General features: G+C 37.9%; 17 protein-coding genes. 6 read left to right on the top strand and 11 right to left on the bottom strand.

Annotation, left to right across the window (positions count from 1 at the left end; all coding sequences use genetic code 11):
- Positions 1-19: 19 nt before the first annotated feature.
- The 4 genes from B6258_RS09375 to ybjG form a co-directional block, all read right to left on the bottom strand.
- Positions 20-1,690 carry a formate--tetrahydrofolate ligase gene (locus B6258_RS09375; protein ID WP_099075033.1) on the bottom strand — a complete coding sequence of 557 codons (1,671 nt, stop codon included), beginning with the start codon at positions 1,688-1,690 and terminating at the stop codon, positions 20-22.
- A 364-nt stretch (positions 1,691-2,054) separates the two neighbouring features.
- Positions 2,055-3,419 (bottom strand): L-serine ammonia-lyase, encoded by a 1,365-nt coding sequence (locus B6258_RS09370; protein ID WP_099075032.1) that lies wholly within the window; start codon positions 3,417-3,419, stop codon positions 2,055-2,057.
- 122 nt (positions 3,420-3,541) lie between these two features.
- The gene (locus B6258_RS09365) at positions 3,542-4,858 is read right to left on the bottom strand and encodes an HAAAP family serine/threonine permease (protein ID WP_099075031.1); all 1,317 of its coding nucleotides are present in this window, start codon (positions 4,856-4,858) and stop codon (positions 3,542-3,544) included.
- Positions 4,859-5,768: 910 nt separating this feature from the next.
- Positions 5,769-6,380, bottom strand: a complete 612-nt coding sequence (gene ybjG / locus B6258_RS09360) for an undecaprenyl-diphosphate phosphatase (protein ID WP_099075030.1) — start codon at positions 6,378-6,380, stop codon at positions 5,769-5,771.
- Positions 6,381-6,619: 239 nt separating this feature from the next.
- On the opposite strand from ybjG, the gene B6258_RS09355 reads away from it, so the two are divergent.
- Positions 6,620-7,045 (top strand): secondary thiamine-phosphate synthase enzyme YjbQ, encoded by a 426-nt coding sequence (locus B6258_RS09355; RefSeq protein ID WP_099075029.1) that lies wholly within the window; start codon positions 6,620-6,622, stop codon positions 7,043-7,045.
- 253 nt (positions 7,046-7,298) lie between these two features.
- On the opposite strand, the gene B6258_RS09350 is transcribed toward B6258_RS09355, so the two are convergent.
- The gene (locus B6258_RS09350; RefSeq protein WP_036912158.1) at positions 7,299-7,562 is read right to left on the bottom strand and encodes a GrxA family glutaredoxin; all 264 of its coding nucleotides are present in this window, start codon (positions 7,560-7,562) and stop codon (positions 7,299-7,301) included.
- A gap of 171 nt (positions 7,563-7,733) precedes the next feature.
- On the opposite strand from B6258_RS09350, the gene B6258_RS09345 reads away from it, so the two are divergent.
- From B6258_RS09345 to B6258_RS09330, 4 genes are all read left to right on the top strand, one after another.
- The gene (locus tag B6258_RS09345; RefSeq protein WP_099075028.1) at positions 7,734-8,036 is read left to right on the top strand and encodes a YbjC family protein; all 303 of its coding nucleotides are present in this window, start codon (positions 7,734-7,736) and stop codon (positions 8,034-8,036) included.
- Between the two features lie 167 nt (positions 8,037-8,203).
- On the top strand, positions 8,204-8,719 hold the full coding sequence (locus B6258_RS09340) for a type III secretion system chaperone family protein (protein WP_099075027.1): 516 nt from the start codon (positions 8,204-8,206) through the stop codon (positions 8,717-8,719).
- A gap of 30 nt (positions 8,720-8,749) precedes the next feature.
- Positions 8,750-9,883 (top strand): 23S rRNA (uracil(747)-C(5))-methyltransferase RlmC, encoded by a 1,134-nt coding sequence (rlmC, locus tag B6258_RS09335; protein ID WP_099075026.1) that lies wholly within the window; start codon positions 8,750-8,752, stop codon positions 9,881-9,883.
- A gap of 105 nt (positions 9,884-9,988) precedes the next feature.
- Positions 9,989-11,188 carry a multidrug effflux MFS transporter gene (locus B6258_RS09330; protein ID WP_099075025.1) on the top strand — a complete coding sequence of 400 codons (1,200 nt, stop codon included), beginning with the start codon at positions 9,989-9,991 and terminating at the stop codon, positions 11,186-11,188.
- A gap of 115 nt (positions 11,189-11,303) precedes the next feature.
- On the opposite strand, the gene artM is transcribed toward B6258_RS09330, so the two are convergent.
- The 6 genes from artM to B6258_RS09300 form a co-directional block, all read right to left on the bottom strand.
- Positions 11,304-11,972 (bottom strand): arginine ABC transporter permease ArtM, encoded by a 669-nt coding sequence (gene artM / locus B6258_RS09325; RefSeq protein ID WP_099075024.1) that lies wholly within the window; start codon positions 11,970-11,972, stop codon positions 11,304-11,306.
- Positions 11,972-12,676, bottom strand: a complete 705-nt coding sequence (gene artQ, locus B6258_RS09320) for an arginine ABC transporter permease ArtQ (RefSeq protein WP_099075023.1) — start codon at positions 12,674-12,676, stop codon at positions 11,972-11,974. The genes artM and artQ overlap by 1 nt, the downstream gene beginning before the upstream one ends.
- A gap of 31 nt (positions 12,677-12,707) precedes the next feature.
- Positions 12,708-13,442, bottom strand: a complete 735-nt coding sequence (gene artJ / locus B6258_RS09315) for an arginine ABC transporter substrate-binding protein (RefSeq protein WP_099075022.1) — start codon at positions 13,440-13,442, stop codon at positions 12,708-12,710.
- 14 nt (positions 13,443-13,456) lie between these two features.
- Positions 13,457-14,185 carry an arginine ABC transporter ATP-binding protein ArtP gene (gene artP, locus B6258_RS09310; RefSeq protein ID WP_088493315.1) on the bottom strand — a complete coding sequence of 243 codons (729 nt, stop codon included), beginning with the start codon at positions 14,183-14,185 and terminating at the stop codon, positions 13,457-13,459.
- A 112-nt stretch (positions 14,186-14,297) separates the two neighbouring features.
- A complete protein-coding gene (locus B6258_RS09305; RefSeq protein WP_099075021.1) occupies positions 14,298-15,755 on the bottom strand; it encodes a DUF2867 domain-containing protein in 1,458 nt (485 codons plus the stop codon).
- A gap of 52 nt (positions 15,756-15,807) precedes the next feature.
- Positions 15,808-16,710 (bottom strand): LysO family transporter, encoded by a 903-nt coding sequence (locus B6258_RS09300; protein WP_075672475.1) that lies wholly within the window; start codon positions 16,708-16,710, stop codon positions 15,808-15,810.
- 342 nt (positions 16,711-17,052) lie between these two features.
- Between B6258_RS09300 and B6258_RS09295 the strand changes: the two genes are divergently transcribed.
- The gene (locus B6258_RS09295) at positions 17,053-18,729 is read left to right on the top strand and encodes an ATP-dependent nuclease (RefSeq protein WP_099075020.1); all 1,677 of its coding nucleotides are present in this window, start codon (positions 17,053-17,055) and stop codon (positions 18,727-18,729) included.
- Positions 18,730-18,774 lie beyond the last annotated feature (45 nt).

Here is an 18,774-nt window from a genome sequence, read left to right as displayed (position 1 = left end):
TGATATCCTATTTTAGAACTTAAATAAGCCCATCGATTTTACCTTGATTATCAACATGAACAGCGATAGCAGCAGGTGTTTTGGGTAATCCAGGCATTGTTGTGATAGCGCCTGTTAAGGCGACAACAAAGCCAGCGCCAGCAGAAACATACACTTCACGAACATTGATTGTAAAGCCAGTCGGGCGGCCTAATAATGTGGGATCATCTGAGAGTGAATATTGCGTTTTTGCCATGCAAACCGGGAAATGAGCAAAGCCCATACTTTCTATCTTTTCCAACATGTTACGAGCGTGTTGGCTATAAGTCACACCCTCTGCGCCATAAATTTCTTTGGCAACAATATCGATTTTTTGGCTCAGTGAGGCATCATCAGGATAAATTAATTGAAATTGGCCCTGTTCATTTTCAAGCGTATCAATCACTTGCTTAGCTAATTCAATACCACCTTCGCCGCCTTTTTCCCACACTTTGGTCATTGCGAAGCGACAACCTCTGTCTTGGCAAAATTGTTCGATAAACTGGTGCTCTGCAATACTATCAGTGACATAAGCATTAAGAGAGACAATGACGGGTAAGCCATATTTTTTAAGATTTTCAATGTGTTTTTCAAGATTTACAATGCCTTTTTCTAGGGCCACTAAATCTTCATTATTCCATTCGCCTTTGCCTAAACCACCGTTATATTTTAGCGCTTTAGTGGTGACAACAATAACGGCACAATCAGGGCGTAATCCACTGATCCGGCATTTTATATCAAAGAATTTTTCAGCGCCTAAATCAGCACCAAAACCCGCTTCTGTCACAGTAATATCCGCAAGTTGAAGAGCAAGTTTTGTCGCCCTTACGCTATTACATCCATGAGCAATATTAGCAAAAGGGCCTCCATGAATAATGGCTGGGGTATTTTCGAGAGTTTGGACTAAATTAGGATTAATGGCATCTTTTAATAAACTCGCCATTGCTCCGACTGCATGTAGATCGTTTGCGGTAACAGGATCACCATGATAAGAATAAGCAACAATAATGCGAGAAAGTCGTTGTTTTAAATCATCAATATCCACTGCTAAACAAAGGATAGACATAATTTCAGAAGCAACAGTAATAACAAAGTTATCTTCTCTTGTGATACCGTCTTTTTCTCCCCCTAATCCCACAACAATATTACGCAAAGCACGATCGTTCATATCCATACAACGTTTAAACACGATTTTCTTAGGATCGATATTTAAAGGATTACCTTGATAAATGGAATTATCGAGCATGGCCGCAAGTAAGTTATTGGCGGAGGTAATTGCATGAAAATCGCCAGTAAAATGAAGGTTAAGATCTTCCATTGGAACGACTTGTGAATAACCACCTCCCGTCGCACCACCTTTAATGCCAAAGCAAGGGCCTAAAGAGGGTTCTCTCAATGCAATAATGGTATTTTTTCCAATATGATTAAGTGCTTGCCCTAATCCCACAGTGACGGTTGTTTTACCTTCACCAGCAGGTGTTGGGTTAATTGCTGTAACTAAAACTAATTTTCCGGGCTTTTTTGTCGCAATTTTTGACCAAATGCTGTGGCTAAATTTAGCTTTATACTTGCCATAAAACTCGATATCGTCTTGATCAATATTTAAATTTTTAGCAATGTCCTGAATAGGTAAGAGGTGTGCTTCTTGGGAGATTTGAATATCTGATTTCATTTTAATTCTCTTTTTATCCCGCAGATGATGTCTCTAGTGATCTTTACTTATCAACTTTAGACAATAATCTAAATATGGCCAATAGATTGATTAATTTGTAGTTATTTACTTTAGATAACGCGCTTATCGTCACGTCATTTAAATAATTTTTGTTATTAGCTCCTATTTTTTCTTTAAATTATCTCTATTGAGTGATGTTTTGCTTTTTTGAAAAAACGTATTTTAGCTAAGGATGACAATTTAATCTCATACAAAAAAGAGGATATTAAAAAAGAAGAGCATCAAGATAGATGTGAATAAACAAAAAAGGCGCTGATATCAGCGCCTTATCTATTATAAATATCTATGTTTAAAACGCTCAGGTTTAGTCACAAGAAATTTTAATGGCTAATCCACCTTGAGAGGTTTCACGATATTTAGCATTGATGTCTTTACCTGTTTCATACATTGTTTCAATGACTTTATCTAAACAGATACGAGGATCGCTGACACGACGTAAAGCCATACGAGATGAGTTTACTGCTTGTACCGCTGCGATAGCATTACGTTCAATACACGGAACTTGTACTTGTCCTGCTACTGGGTCGCAGGTAAGCCCTAAGTTATGCTCCATTGCAATTTCCGCTGCAATACATACTTGTTCTGGGCTACCGCCTAAAAGTTCAGTTAATGCACCTGCAGCCATTGAACAAGCAACACCAACTTCCCCTTGGCAACCGACTTCAGCACCTGAAATAGATGCATTCATTTTGTAAAGTGAACCAATAACACCCGCAACTAAGAAAAAGCGAGTGTAAGAGTTTTCATTTACAGGACGAATAAACTTATCATAGTAAGACAATACGGCTGGAATAATGCCACAGGCACCGTTTGTGGGGGCTGTAACAACACGTCCACCAGCCGCATTTTCTTCATTTACGGCAAGAGCAAACATATTAATCCAGTCAACAACGGTCATTGGATCTGTTGTCGTTTTATCTTCTGTGACTAACATACGGCGTAATGCAGAAGCACGGCGAGGTACGCGTAATGGCCCCGGTAATAAGCCTTCGGTATTTACACCGCGCTCAATACCTGACTTCATTACTTCCCAAACAGCCGCAAAATGAGCCGAAATTTCTTCTTTGCTACGTAATGCTAATTCGTTTTGCATCACTAATGCTGATAAAGAAAGACCTGTTTCTTTGCAATGGCGACGTAAATCAGCCGCATATTGATAAGGATAAGGAACTTGGACGGCATTTTCTTCAGGTTGACCAAAATGCTCTTCATCAACAATAAAACCGCCACCGATAGAATAATAGGTTTTTTTCAATAAAACCTGTTCACCGTTATAAGCGGTAATGGTCATGCCATTTTCATGAAGGGGTAGATTGGTTTTATGAAAATTCATACCGCCTTCAACCGGAAAATCGACTTCTTGTATGCCATTTGCCAGCATTAAGCGGCCGGTTGTTTCCACTTGTTTAATAAATGGGGCGATAGAATCAATGTCGACTGTATCAGGTAAATTTCCTGCGAGTCCCATAATAATAGCAATATCCGTTGCGTGACCTTTACCCGTTAAAGATAAAGAGCCATAAACATCAACGATAACGCGGGAAACAGAAGAAAGAAGATTTTTTTCAGCAAGTAAATCAACGAATTCTTTACCTGCTTTCATTGGGCCTACAGTGTGTGAGCTTGAAGGGCCGATACCGATTTTAAAAATATCAAAGACGCTAACCATAATATTCGCCTCCCTAATTAATTTAAAGGCGCAACTGTGTGATTATTAGAGTGTTAAGAGTCAGTTTTGAAGCCTAAAGCGATGGCTACTCTCTTTTAAGAAAGTAGCCATTCGATGCTTTATTAGCCCATGAAAGAGTTAATTAAGCTATAGAAAACTGCTGAGATTGCGATAAGACCCATGATTACAACAAATACGTTGCTGATATGGCCTTCATATTTCTTCATTGCTGGTACTTTACGGATTGCATACATTGGCATCAGGAACAGTAACATTGCGATAACTGGGCCACCTAATGTTTCAATCATACCTAAAATGCTTGGGTTTAATGTTGCAACAATCCAAGTTGTAACCAGCATAAACAGTGCAGTGATTTTGTTTAAACGATCTTTTTCGATTGTTTTACCTTTTTCACGCAGCGATTTGATGATTAAACCGTTGAAACCTTCACGAGCACCTAAGTAGTGGCCTAAGAAAGATTTAGTAATCGCAACGAAAGCAATAAATGGAGCAATATAAGCAATAACAGGAGCTTCAAAATGGTTAGCAAGGTAAGACAGGATACTGATGTTCTGTGCTTTTGCTTCAGCTAAGTTTTCTGGTGTTAAGCTAAATACACAGCTAAACACGAAGAACATGACAGTGATAACCATCATGATGTGCGCATAAGCTAAAATGCGAGAGCATTTTTTCTCAGCGTTTTCGCCGTATTCTTCACGTTTTGCAACAGCAAACGCAGAGATGATTGGAGAGTGGTTAAAAGAGAACACCATGACAGGGATAGCTAACCATAGGGTTACTAATAGGCCTTGACCCATGCCTGATGTTGTTGCGTGATCAAAAGAGAGAGTATCAAGAACCGCACCATTCCACTCTGGGATTAGATACAGTGCTAAGACCATCAGGACAGCAACAAATGGGAATACTAAAACGCTCATTGCTTTAACAATAGCTTGTTCACCAAAGCGAATAATCGACATAATACCAACAATCAGTACTAGCGATAAAATTGCGCGAGGTGGAGCCGCCATGTGCATTTGGTTCACAATAAAGCTTTCTACTGTATTGGTGATAGCAACGCTATAAACCAATAGAATAGGGTAAATTGCGAAGAAATAGAGCAGGGTGATTAATTTACCTGCTGTTTTACCAAAGTGTTCTTCAACAACTTCAGTGATATCTTCACCAGGGTTTTTACCTGATAACACAAAGCGACACATACCACGGTGTGCAAAGAAAGTCATTGGGAATGCAAGTACTAACATAATCAACAGAGGAATTAAACCACCAATCCCTGCGTTGATAGGTAAAAATAGCACGCCAGCACCGATAGCCGTACCGTATAAACCTAACATCCATACTGTATCTGACTTACGCCATGTTTTGTAATCACCTTGGGTGTTACCCGACGCGATAGAACCAACTTTGGTTGTATCCATAATACTCTCCGAAATAACGCGGTAAAAAAAATAATGAATAAAAATAAGGACGCGATTGTATTTCTTTTTAGAAATAATCACGGCATAAATTTAATTATGAATAAATGAGTGCATTGAGTACCTGGTGTTATCTCAATATCTTCAATTACCACATACAAAGCCTTTAAATTTCAAAAAAATTAGACTCTTTCAAAATTTGAAAAAATATTCAATAAGTTTATATCCAGACTTAAGAGGTGCAGAATATAGTGTTTTTCAGGATAAACTACCGTGATCGCCATCTCAAATGCTAAATATAACTGAAAAACCTGAAAATGTAACATTTTTTATATTTTGTGTTTTTCTCGGCGGTTTTTAAAACATTTTGAAATAAGTTTCCAATTTTAAAGTAAGTACAAAATAAAGCTAAATACTTAAATGTTCACATGTTAATGATTATTTTTAGGTGTTTTTATTAACTAGAAAATAAATGATTAAAATCAATGAGGTTATTTTTGTTTACAATTAAAACATTGCATTAACCATATATGTTATTGAAATATAATAATAAATTATTTTCTTTAATTAATGTTTAAAAATAGACAAAAGAATATAGAAACATTTCAATATGATTATTTATTAATGAATTTCTTTTGTTTTATGAAATGAATATGCCTATATTTCATTTATAAGTAGAATATTGTTTATAAATACGACAATGAATGTGTTAATAAATGAGTTTGGTAGGTTGTTATATAACGAATATAAAAGTTTTATTTTGATTAAAATAACAACATATTTATTTTTTGGACAAATAATATAATAGTAGAGAATATTTTTATTTATATATTAATATATTGATGGGCGGTATTACTTAAGTTAAATATAAAAAAGACCACAATGAATGTGGTCTTTTTCGGGATTAGAAAGGTTAGGCCTTTGTCCAACCTTTGCGAATGGGATAAGCAAAACAGAGTTGATAGAGTTGTTGTACCCATTTTTGGAGTGTATCACCACCTTTAGACCAGAAGATCTGGCAAAGGCCACAAGAAAGTAGCGCAACGATAAAAGCACCAATCATATCAATTGGCCAATGTACGCCAAGATAGATACGTGCCCAAGCAATCGCAAGTCCTAAACCGATCATAATATAGCCAATGCGTTTGCTGTTATGCCAAAAGAGATAAGCTAAAGCAATGGTGAAAACAAACGTACCATGGTTACTTGGGAATGAGGGTGTTGCGTCATGATCAAGAAAGTTGTAGCCAATGTTGGCGGCAAAAGGGCGTTCATGAGGCGCAATAGCGCCAATCACCCAAGAGATAGAAAGTGCAATACCTAAAGAGACAGCCGCTTTACATACTAATGTTCTTTGCTGGCTAAGATATTTTTCATTACCCCATAACCAATAGAACACTAAAGATAACGGAAAAAGATAGACAAGGTACTTAGCAATAATTATCGCCGTACCGATTTCTAAAGGAGATGCCGCAGGTGTTGCATTCATCATTGAAAATACGGCTAAATTGAATTGTTCCAGCAAAGTAGGCTCCATACATGTCGTACTGATAAGCGATGTTTATGATACATAATACGCAAGTTTTTAAGGGTAAATGAGGGAGTAATAGGGGTAAAGTGTTTTTTTCTTATTTAATTGTGCTTTTTTTAAAAGATTTGTCAGTTTTATATCAAACTGAGCTAAAGCACGCTTAAAAAGAGTATTGCGCTTATGTTATTGCTCTCACATCGTTCTTTTTCTTATCTTCAACGAGGTATAATTTTATGTGGCTCCAGAAAAATATAGTCCTTAATGCAAGGCCAAGAGGATTTCACTTAATTACACAAGCATTGATTCAAGAATTACCGGAACTAAGACAATACAAAATCGGAATTGCTCATTTTTTTATTCAACATACATCGGCTTCATTAACGATTAATGAAAATGCGGATCCGACAGTACGAAGTGACTTGGAAAACTTCTTTAATCACAGCGTAAAAGAAGGCGAAGATTATTATCTTCACACCTATGAGGGCAGCGATGATATGCCTGCACATATTAAAAGTAGCTTACTTGGACAAAGTATCACGGTTCCTATTAGTCAAGGTGAGCTGAATTTAGGGATTTGGCAGGGGATTTATCTTGGTGAACATCGTAATCATGGCGGTAATCGTCGTATTATTGTGACATTACAAGGTGAATATTATTAAATTTGAAGCAATAAAAAACCCGACAGTTATTTCACCAAAGGGGTTGAAACTATCGGGCTCCTCAATATTTGGGGACATCAAAGAAAAGCAGTGGCACTAATTCAGACTACGAGTTAGAAAGAAAGTTCGCTGGCTAATGAAAAAAAATAGAATTTTTTTTAGAAAGAGAGGGAGAATAATGAAAAGAGGGATGATGCAAAAAAAAGAAAGCGCTAAAACATATTGATAAATAAGCTGTTTTAGCGCTTTTAAATTAGTTGTAGATGCCTAAATTTTCTTTAGCATAAGCTTCAAAATCAGTGCAACCACCAATGTGTTTCTCATCAATAAAAATTTGTGGCACAGTTTCAACAGGCTTACCGACAGTTTTAGATAAATCAGCTTTTGTAATTCCTTCAGCTTGAATATCGACATAGCGGAAATCGAAATCGTCACGTTTTTCAGACAAAGTTTCAGCCAGTTGTTTCGCACGAACACAATATGGGCAACCAGGGCGACCAAAAATGACAACAAACATACGACACTCCTTATTGAGGAAATAAAATTCAGGCATAATAGTTTCTATTGGTTGTTACTATGCCCTTTTATTAGGCTAAACAAAAACAGTTATTGCCTTTTAGTGTGATAAATTATACCAATTTGCCGAATAATGAGATAGGACTGCAACACAGCATTTAGCGGAGAAATAATGGAAAAGCCTTCAAATCGAGATATGAAATCACTGTCAGATATGCCAAAACCCATTATCGTCATTGAAATAATTGGGATTATGCTATTGGTGATAGCTTATCTTTATATCAATCAATATATGACCTCTCCGCAGTGGCTAGGAACATATACAGGACAATTAACGCTAGTTGTTTTAGGGGTTATCTGCATGATCCCGCCGGCTATCCATATTGTATGGCGTGCTATTTATCGATTAACTTTTTTAGGGATTGATCATAAATCCACAAATAGTAAAAAGAAAAAAGAGAATAACGAAGAATAGCGCTCTGTTTTTGCTCAAAAATGCATTAAAAACGAAGAAAATCCAATGTGTAAATTGGCTTAATTTTCTTAGTTTTTCTATTTATTAGTGCCTTCAAGATAGAAATAGTGGCAAAATAGCGCCAATGCCAAAAGGCACTCTTTTTTTTGCGCGTAAAGGTTATTTGAATGAACGCTGTTGTGACTACCGATCTGGATCAGCTAAAGTCTTGGCTTGATGAACTACAGATTGCTTATTATGAATGTGACTCTTGTCAGGCGTTACATTTACCGCATCTTCAATATATCAGTGGTATTTTTGATGCCAAAATTGATATTCTTGAGGATGTACTTGTATTTACCGCTATCGCTGAACTAAAACCGTCAGCAATAGTGCCATTAATGGCAAATCTAAGCCAAATTAATGCAAGCTCTTTATTTATTAAAACATTTCTAGAAATTAGTGATGAGAACTTACCAAAATTAGTTTTCTGCCAATCATTTCCGGTTGCAGCAGGTATCTCACTTAATCAATTTGATCTGTTCTTACAAAAAGCAGAAGAGCAATCAGCTGAAGTTGTCAGTGAAATTTTTAATAACGGTTTCTTGTATGGCGAAAAACAAGAAAGTGAAAACGAAGAAGATGAAGAAGACGATGTTGAGATAAATAACACATCAACTGACTCCTCCTACACTGTACATTAATATTAATCTCCATAACGGTCACAAAATCTTATGCAATGCGCACGATTTAGTGCGGGTGAATGTCATTCTTGTGAGTGGCTTTCTCTTGCTTATCCAGAACAAATCAAGAAAAAACAGCACAGCCTATTAGCATTACTTCCTGAAGATTATGCTTTTGATAAATTAGCGCCAGTTGAAAGCCAACAGGCGCAGTTTCGTAATAAAGCAAAAATGGTGGTCAGTGGGAGTGTCGAAAGACCCGTCTTAGGTTTAAAAACTAAAGAGGGTGTTGCTGTCGATTTATGCGAATGTCCACTGTACCCAGTTTCTTTTGCACTTGTGTTTCCTGTTTTAAAAACATTTATTGCAAAAGCAGGGTTAGTACCTTATGACATCGAGCGTCGCCGTGGTGAACTCAAGTTTATTTTATTAACAGAGAGTCGCAGTAATAGCACCATGATGTTGCGCTTTGTTTTGCGTTCAGAAAAAAAACTAGAACAACTTCGCAAAGCACTTCCTTGGTTACAAGCGCAATTACCTCAATTGGCGGTGATCTCCGTTAATATTCAACCGGTACACATGGCTATTTTGGAAGGCGAGCAAGAAATTATTCTGACAGAAAAAACGTTCTTGGATGAATCGTTTAACCAAATTCCATTGCATATTCGCCCTAGAGGCTTTTTTCAAACTAATCCGGCGGTGGCTTCATCACTTTATGCCACGGCAGGTCGTTGGGTAAGAGAATTAAATATCACGCATCTGTGGGATATGTTTTGTGGATCTGGAGGCTTTGGGTTGCATTGTGCAGATAAATCAACCCAATTAACAGGCATTGAAATTAGTCCAGAAGCCATTGAATGTGCACGTTTATCAGCTCAGGAACTCGGGTTAGAGCATGTCGAGTTTCAAGCGCTAGATTCAACAGGTTATGCATTAGCTAAAGAGTCTGTTCCTGAATTAGTCCTTGTTAATCCACCAAGGAGAGGTATTGGTGAGGCATTGTGCGGTTATCTAAATAAAATGAAACCTCGCTTTATCCTTTACTCAAGTTGTAATGCTCAAACTATGGCAAAAGATATTCAGCAACTTTCACACTATCAAATAGATAGAGTGCAATTGTTTGATATGTTTCCTCATACTTCTCACTATGAAGTTCTTACGTTATTGGTATTACAAGACAACTAAGATATTTATTACAAAATAGTGATTGGATGTTAGTATAAATAAGCATTTAACGCTCGATGGATAACATCGGGCGTTTTCTTTTTTATTAGATAGGCATTCTATTTTATGCAGAATTTAAAAGCGTTGTTATTAGTGATGGTGTTATTGGGGCCTTTGGGGATCGATCTTTATTTGCCGACGATACCCGCGATAGCTCAAGATTTAGGAAGTAGTGTATCCCTTATTCAATCAACTATCGCTTTATTTATTTTAGTCTTAGGTGTAGGGCAACTTATATCAGGGCCTTTAGTGGATAAGTTTGGTCGTAAACCTATCGCTATTGCGGGGATCCTTATCTATATTGTGGGTTCTGTTATTGCAACAATTTCGACAGACTCAACGCTTTTTATTATCTCGCGATTATTACAAGCTTCAGCTGTGTGCTGTACTTCTGTTGTCGCTTTTACCTGTGTTCGTGACTGTTTTAATGGTAATGAAGCCGCCCGCGTTTTTGGTTTTTTAAATGGTACATTAAATATTATCCCTGCATTGGCACCATTATTAGGTGGATTATTGGCAGAATATTGGGGATGGCGTGCACCTTTTGGTTTTTTAATTTTCTATTCAGCGCTGGTGTTGATTTTGATCACCCGCTTTTTACCAGAAACAAAACCTGAAAATACTGCTCAATCAAAACAAAAGTTAGGTAAAACATACCTTGAGATTTTATGCAGTAAACGCTTTTTGACTTTTGCTTTAGTGAATGCAGGTACAATGGGAATGGCATTAACCTATGTGTCATTTGCTCCAATTGTATTGATGAATGATGCAAAATTATCAGCACTGATTTTTTCTATTGTTTTTGGTATCAATGGTTTTTGGATCATGTTTGTCAGTTTTTATGCAAACCGCGTTATTCATCGTGCTGGCAGACCTATTTGTTTGATCTTCGGAAGCGGACTAATGGGATTAGGCTGTGTGAGCTTGTTAGGTAGCTTGTTGCTTATTCCTGTCGAAATGCAGGATCATTGGTTGATCTATATGCTTCCTGTGGCAAGTGCTTGTGCTGGCCTTGCTTTTATTATGGGGCCAGCGACAAGTTATGCACTTGAGCCTTATTCACAAACGGCAGGTATTGCCTCTGCATTAGTGGGTTTTATCCAAATGGCAGGTGGTGCAGCCTTTGGTTTAACGGCATTGGCTTCACCTGTACAACCTAAATTAGCATTAGCCATTGTGATGTTACTTGGCAGTTTATTAGCGTTGAACGCTTATCGAGTAAGCCACAAAGAAACATTAATAGAAAAACAGGCTATACAAGAATAGAACAACGATTTGTTGTTTATTCAGACATAAAAACACCCCAAAGTTGTGTCCAACTTTGGGGTGCAGTTCACATTGCTGGGGTGTTTGTTATATCGACAGTTCGGTTTACACGTTTTTAATTACGATGCTCAAACTCTAAGGCTTTTTTCTCAATTAATCGCATTAAGAGTGTCAGTATTCCGTTGATACACAGATAAATAATACCTGCGGCCACAAAAACCATCACATCATAACTTTGACCAAAGACTTGTCGGCTATAACCTGTTAACTCAAGTAAGGTGATGGTACTGGCAAGTGAGGTACTTTTGAAGATTAAGACCACTTCGTTTGAATACGATGAAAGCGCACGCTTAAATGCGTAAGGTAATATCACTCTTACTGTTTGTACAGGTGACATGCCTAATGCTTGGCAAGATTGCCATTGTCCTGACGGAATAGCTCTTACAGCACCATAGAAAAGTAAGGTTGAATAAGCCGCACTATTTAATGCTAGTGTAACCATTGCACAAAACCAGGGTGTTGATAGTAACTCCCACATTGTTGGGAAGTTTTTCAACACAGGAAATTGCCCAGGGCCATAATAGATTAAGAAAAACTGTACTAATAAAGGCGTACCCGTAAATAAGGTAATATAGGCTTTTACTATTTGGCTAATAACGGGCGTTTTTAGTGCCAAAACAAAAGTCATTAAAACCGAAAGTGTAAATGCTACCAATAGAGCCACAAACGTTAAAGAAAGGCTGGTTGGTAATCCCGGTAATATATCAACAATATAATCCCACATTATGAGGCACTCCGTTCAAATCGGGTCGTTCTCATTTCTAACCATTTCAGGATATATTGACTGACCAATGTAATTGCCAAATAAATCAATGCAACAATGCTATACCAAGTAAAAGGCTCTTGAGTTCGATTAGCGATACTTTGTGTTTGTAACATTAAATCGTTAACGCTGATTAATGAGACTAAAGCCGTATCTTTTAATAGAACTAACCACTGATTACCTAAACCCGGTAAAGCGTGACGCCACATTTGAGGCATGATAAAGCGGAAGAAAATAGTAATACGACCCATACCTAATGCTTGGCCGGCTTCCCATTGTCCTGTTGGTACTGCTTTTAATGCGCCACGTAACGTTTGTGAAGCATAAGAAGCATAAAGAAGTGAAAGGGCGATAACACCACAATAGAAAGGCAATGATTCAGTATCACCAAAATCAATTTGTAAGGTGAAAGCACCGAAATCAATCCCATCCATTAACATCATGACGCCTTGCAAGGTGCCATAATAGACAAAAAGAACCACCAGCATTTCTGGCAGTCCTCTAATCAGTGTTACCCAGCATGTTCCTAAGAAAGCAAAGGCTTTCCATCTTGCGGATTCCCAAGCTGTAAACAGCATGGCTAGAACTAATCCGATGATAAGAGCAGAAATAGCAAGTGAGACCGTTGTGACGGCCGCACCTGCTAGAGTTGTTATTTCATTCATTTATTAAGCTATTGTTGTTATTGATATATCGTTATTCAAACCATTTTTTATAAATGACATCATAGGTGCCATCAGCTTTTACTTCAGCTAATGCTTTGTTTAATTTATCTTGTAAATCAGCATTACCTTTTCTTACTGCGATCGCAAGGCCTGTACCAAAGTAGTTAGGATCTGCAACTTTATCGCCTACAATACCTAATTCTGGATTCTTTTTCAGCCATTCATTAACAACAGCAGTGTCACCAAAGATAGCCTCGATACGACCATTTTTAAGATCTAATACTGCATTTTGATAGCTGTCATAAGAAACAGTTTTCATCTCTTTGTGTTGTTCATTGATGAATTTCTGATGGGTTGTTCCATTCTGTACACCAATTTGCTTGCCTTTTAAGCTCGCTACATCAGAGATTTTACCTGTTACAGTGATAAATACTGCTGAGTTATCATAGTAAGAGTCAGTGAAGTCAACTTGCTTTTGACGCTCTGGTGTAATATCAATACCTGCCATCAATGCTTCAAAACGACGGAATTTCAGACTAGGAATTAAACTATCAAATGACTGATTGGTAAAGGTACAATCAGCATTAATTTTTGCACACATGGCATTGGCTAAATCAACATCAAATCCCACAATTTGATTATTCGCATCAATCATTTCAAATGGAGGATACGTTGCTTCAGTTGCAAAACGAATTGTCTCTTTCTCAGCCGCAGTTGCAGAAAGTGTAATACTGGTCAGAAGTGCTGCAAATAATATTTTTTTCATTGTCTGATCCTGATTTAGTGTGACAAGTAATTAGCAAAAGCTTCCGTTTGTGGAGCAGTGAAATGATAGTTATCACCTTGCTCTATAATACGGCCGTTTTCCATATATACAACTTTGCTCGCGGCTTTGCGTGCGATTTCAACTTCATGGGTCACAATGACTTGTGTAATACCCGTTTCAGATAGCTCTTTAATGATATCAACAACTTGAGCTGTAATTTCAGGATCTAATGCTGCCGTAGGTTCATCAAATAAGAGAACTTGAGGCTCCATCATTAATGCTCTTGCAATAGCAACACGTTGTTGTTGTCCTCCAGATAAATGCAGAGGAAAACGTCCTGCATAATCACTTAAACGTAAACGCTCAAGTAATTTCATTGCTTTTTCTTTAGCTTGCGGTTTTGATAAACCTAATACACGACAAGGTGCTTCAATTAAGTTATCAAGAACCGTTAAATGTGGCCATAAATTATATTGTTGAAATACCATGCCCACATTTTGGCGTAATGAACGAATTGCCTTTGCGTTAGGCTGTTGGCTAAAGTCAAAATGTAGACCAGCAATTTCTAATTCGCCTGAACGTGGCATTTCTAATAAATTAAGAACTCTCATTAATGAGCTCTTACCTGCACCACTTGGTCCTAATAGAACCATTGTTTCACCGGCAGAGCATTCTAGATTAATATCATAGAGTGCTTGGTGCGAACCGTAGAAACAATTTATGTTTTTTAATTGAATACTCATGCGTTTTTTCTGAATAGTCATTAACTGGTTCAAATAATAAAACGGTAAGAATAATTATGCAACTAAAACTGCATAATAAAGTGGTTTTTTTACGTAAAAATGGGTAATTTGGCTATTTTTTTTCACTGCTAGATGAATTTTTATCCAGTTTGTAAGCGTTAGTACTTATTGTTTTAGCCATACCTTTGAAAATAAATAAGTGCGCAGGCATCATGGCAAACCAATAAAGTAATCCACTAAATCCTGCTGGGTGCCACCAAGCACGAACATCGATTGAACGAAGATTACCACTGTCGTGGATTGTGAAAGAGAGTCTGCCTAAACCAGGCGCTTTCATTCCAAATAACAGTGTGAGTTGTTTTTCAGGCTCAAGTTTGATCACTCTCCAACCATCAATCATGTCGCCAAGTTCTAATGTTTCTCTCGATGGGCGTCCATAAGTGACTTTATTTCCAGCGATATCATCCATGATGGCGCGTGTTTTCCACAAAGCATTTCCATAGAAGTAACCTTGTTCTCCGCCGATTTGTTGCACGGTATGCCAAAGAGATGCGGCGCTTGCTGGTGTGGATACGGTGCAACCTGCATTTTTAGGGTAATAACCATAGCCAGGTTTCCAGCGACTGCGAACAGCAGGAGAGTAACCCCAATCTTGGTTATCTAAAGCCGCTTCTTCATCAGCGAGTGTTTCTGTCACCGCATCATCAAATTTAATTAGGGATTGAGGAATAAGTTTACGTAATGGCTCATCGTTGGCAGGGAGATCGTATTTAAGTCCTTGGATTAACTCTTTGGCAATAGAGGTTGGCACTGATGTTATCATGCTGATAAAGCCAGCAGAAATAAGACTACCCGGCATCGGTAGCGGGATCAACACTCGTTTTTTACCTGAGATTTTAATAAAGCGCTCAAAAAGGGTTTGATAGCTAATATATTCAGGGCCACCGGCGTCAAAAATACGATGTTGATGGGTAGGGTGATGAATAATTTCAGTTAAATAGTGAATTAAATTTTTGAGCGCAATAGGGGAGGATTTAGAACGCACCCAACGTGGTGGTGTAAGAATAGGAAGGTTATAAACCATATCACGCATAATCTCAAAGGCGGCAGAGCCAGGCCCTACAATCATTGAGGTACGGATTTCAGTCACAGGAATAGTGCTGGTTCTTAACACTTCACCTGTCAGTTTTCGGGCAATAAGATGAGGTGAATATTGTTGATCCTCATGCTGTAAGGCACTTAAAAAGATAATTTGTTTAACATTTTTGCCTTCTAGTGCTTCTACAACGTTGATTGCCGCTTTACGCTCTTGCTCAACTAAATTACGCGCATCACCCATGCTATGAACAAGGTAATAAACGATATCAGTATGATGCATGACTTTGTTTAAGGTTTCTGGATCATGTAAATCGACAAAAATACAGCGTGTATTTTCCCAACCTTGAGACATCATCCAGTCAACTCTACGGGCACCTGCCGTGACCTGATGACCTTGTTTTATCAGAGCTGGAATAAGATTTTGACCAATATGCCCACTTGCACCAAGTACTAATACACGCTGTTGATTCATTGTTAATCCATTGTAAAAAGAGAACGTTATCGTTCTATTGTTACTGATTTTTCTATGAAGTAAAGAAAGCCATCAAGATTGGTGTGATTAAACTTAAAACGAATCCATGTACAATAGCAGCAGGAACGATAGATACACCGCCACTTCTTTGTAAAACAGGCAAGGTAAAGTCCATGGAGGTTGAACCACAAATTCCTAATGCTGTATTTCTATAACGATTAACAATGATAGGAATAAGCATGATTGCCGCTAATTCACGCATTAAATCATTGAAAAATGCCGTACTACCAATAACGGGGCCAAATGCATCAGTGAGTACAATACCTGATAATGAGTACCAACCATAACCGGATGCAATGGCTAATCCCATTTTCATCGGTAATCCCAGTAAGTAAGCAGCTAAGGCACCCCCAGCAAGTGCACTAACGCCCATAACGACAGCAACCGTTGTTCCGCGACGGTTGATAAGAATTTGTTTTGGGCTCATTCCGCTATTACGTAATTGTAATCCGACTAACCAAAGTAAGAAGATAAGCGCGCCTTGGCTGGCATGAGAGGCATAATGAAAAATTGACCAGCCTGTTAAACCTACAAAGAAACCCACAACAACGACACCACATAATTGCAGTGATTCAAGTACCATTTTTATGCGTGATGGTGGCTTAGATTGCTTATGAGCAGGAACATGCCACGGATCTTTTTTATCCAGTAGCCATAAAAACAGTAAATTGGCGCCAAATGTACATAAAAAGAAAACACTGGCATAAGAAAGAATCGAGACTAAGTTTTCACCAATATTATCTAGCATGGCTAAACTAACGCCCATTAGAAATAGGATCACGTAAACCATCGCGCTAAGTAGGCGGTTTGCCAAATGAAGTAATGGGCGATTGTTTAACTTAATCAAATACCCTACAAAAAGCGGAAGTAGGATAATCAATAACCCTGATAGCATTTCGATTCCTTACTGAGCGTGCTCAAATTATAAAATAAACTAATAACGTGAATTGGATTATAACATTTGCTTATGATGTTGTGGATACAGAAATTAAGATAAATCTAAAATATTTACTAAGGGTAACGAGCCTACCACGTTTAAGCTTAAGAGGCTTTAATTGATTGAAAAGCGAACAAAATGGGTATATATCGAATAGTTGAGTAAATTTTATTACGGCTATCTTGAACTGTGATTTAATGAAAATATCCATTAAGTGAAATTATTAGCTGACTAAGCATAAAATGAAGATAAGAAGAATAAAATAAAACCATAGCTTAGTCGTAACTAACGAGGAAATTTATGTATTTAGAAAGAGTGGAAATAGCTGGATTCCGTGGACTTAATCGTCTTTCATTACCTCTTGATATGAATACAGTCTTGGTGGGTGAAAATGCGTGGGGTAAAAGCTCATTACTTGATGCGTTAACACTCAGTTTGGGTATTGAAACTTATCAATATGCATTTACACCTGATGATTTCCATCGTTTGCCGAATGAGCCTGAGGAAAATGGTAAAAAAAGCCTACAAATTATTTTAACGTTTACCGAATCTCGCCCAGGACGTCATCGCTCTTATCGTTTCCATAAAATAGCGCCTGTATGGGTTGAAAATGGTGATGATCTTAAACATATCTATTACCGTATCAGTGCGGAATTAGATGAACAAAAGAATGTAAAAACATTCCGTTATTTTCTTGATAAAGAAGGAAAGCAAATTCGCTTACCTAATGGGCAAACTCAAGAAATCATTGCAGAAATAGTGAGGCTTTATCCTGTTCTTCGCTTACAAGATGCGCGTTTTGTTCGTGATCTTGCCTCAGATGTTATCGATCCTCATAATAATCCTCATCGAGAAGCATTTAATAATAAAATGAGCGAGTTAACCAAAGCGTTAGTCAAAAATCCTGACGAGTTGTCAGATGAAGATTTACGTGAAGGTCTTGATGCAATGCAACAACTGTTAGGGCACTATTTTGCCGATCACGGTTCGTTGCTGTTTAAATCTCGCTCTCATCATCGCAAAATCAGCGAGCCTCATGTACGTGGCTGGCATGCCTTAGAAAATATCAATAAAGTGTTGGCAAAACCTAATCAGAGAAGTATTCGCTTAATTATCTTGGGAATGTTTTCTTCTATCTTACAATCTCGTGGTAGCGTCGCGCTTGATCCTTATGCAAGACCTATCGTGATTGTTGAAAACCCAGAAACGCGTTTACATCCTATTATGCTTTCAGTGGCTTGGGGATTACTCAATCTTTTCTCATTACAACGGATCACAACCACAAACTCAGGTGAATTATTGTCACTTGCACCATTAGAGAGCGTTTGCCGTTTAGTGCGTGATACCGATAAAGTTGCTGCTTACCGTGTTGGAGATCAGCAACTACATTCTGATGAAGAACGGCGTATCTCATTTCATATTCGTTATAACCGACCTTCTGCGTTATTTGCGCGTTGTTGGTTATTGGTTGAAGGTGAAACAGAGATTTGGTTAATGAACGAATTGGCAAGGCAATGTAATTATTTCTTTGAAGCGGAAGGAATAAAAGTCATTGAATTTGCTCAATGTGGTCTTAAGCCATTATTAAAGTACGCAACTTATATGGGCATAGAATGGCATACCTTAGTGGATGGTGATGAAGCGGGTAAAAAATATGCTGCTACCGTTAAGGATTTTGCGTTAAAAAGTAATGACGCAGAGCGTGATAGATTAACGAAGCTTCCTGCGTTAGATATGGAACACTTTTTATACAAAGAAGGCTTTCGTAATGTATATCATGATGTTGCAGGAGTGCCAGATAATGAAAAATGGCCAACTCGACGCGTGATCATTAAAGCTATTCAACGTTCATCCAAGCCTGATCTCGCACTAACGGTGGCTAACAATGCGGCTCAACGTGGAGTAGACTCCATCCCTTCCATACTGAAAAGTATGTTCTCTCGTGTTGCATGGCTTGCAAGAGGCAAGGCGAATTAATTCGAGTTCGTTACACTTGTGTAAGTAAGATAAATCCACGAGATC

The organism is Proteus alimentorum (assembly GCF_002607735.1).
Taxonomy (GTDB): domain Bacteria; phylum Pseudomonadota; class Gammaproteobacteria; order Enterobacterales; family Enterobacteriaceae; genus Proteus; species Proteus alimentorum.
The sequence above is the reverse complement of the archived record's forward strand: the minus strand, read 5'-3'. Positions and strand labels throughout refer to the sequence as shown.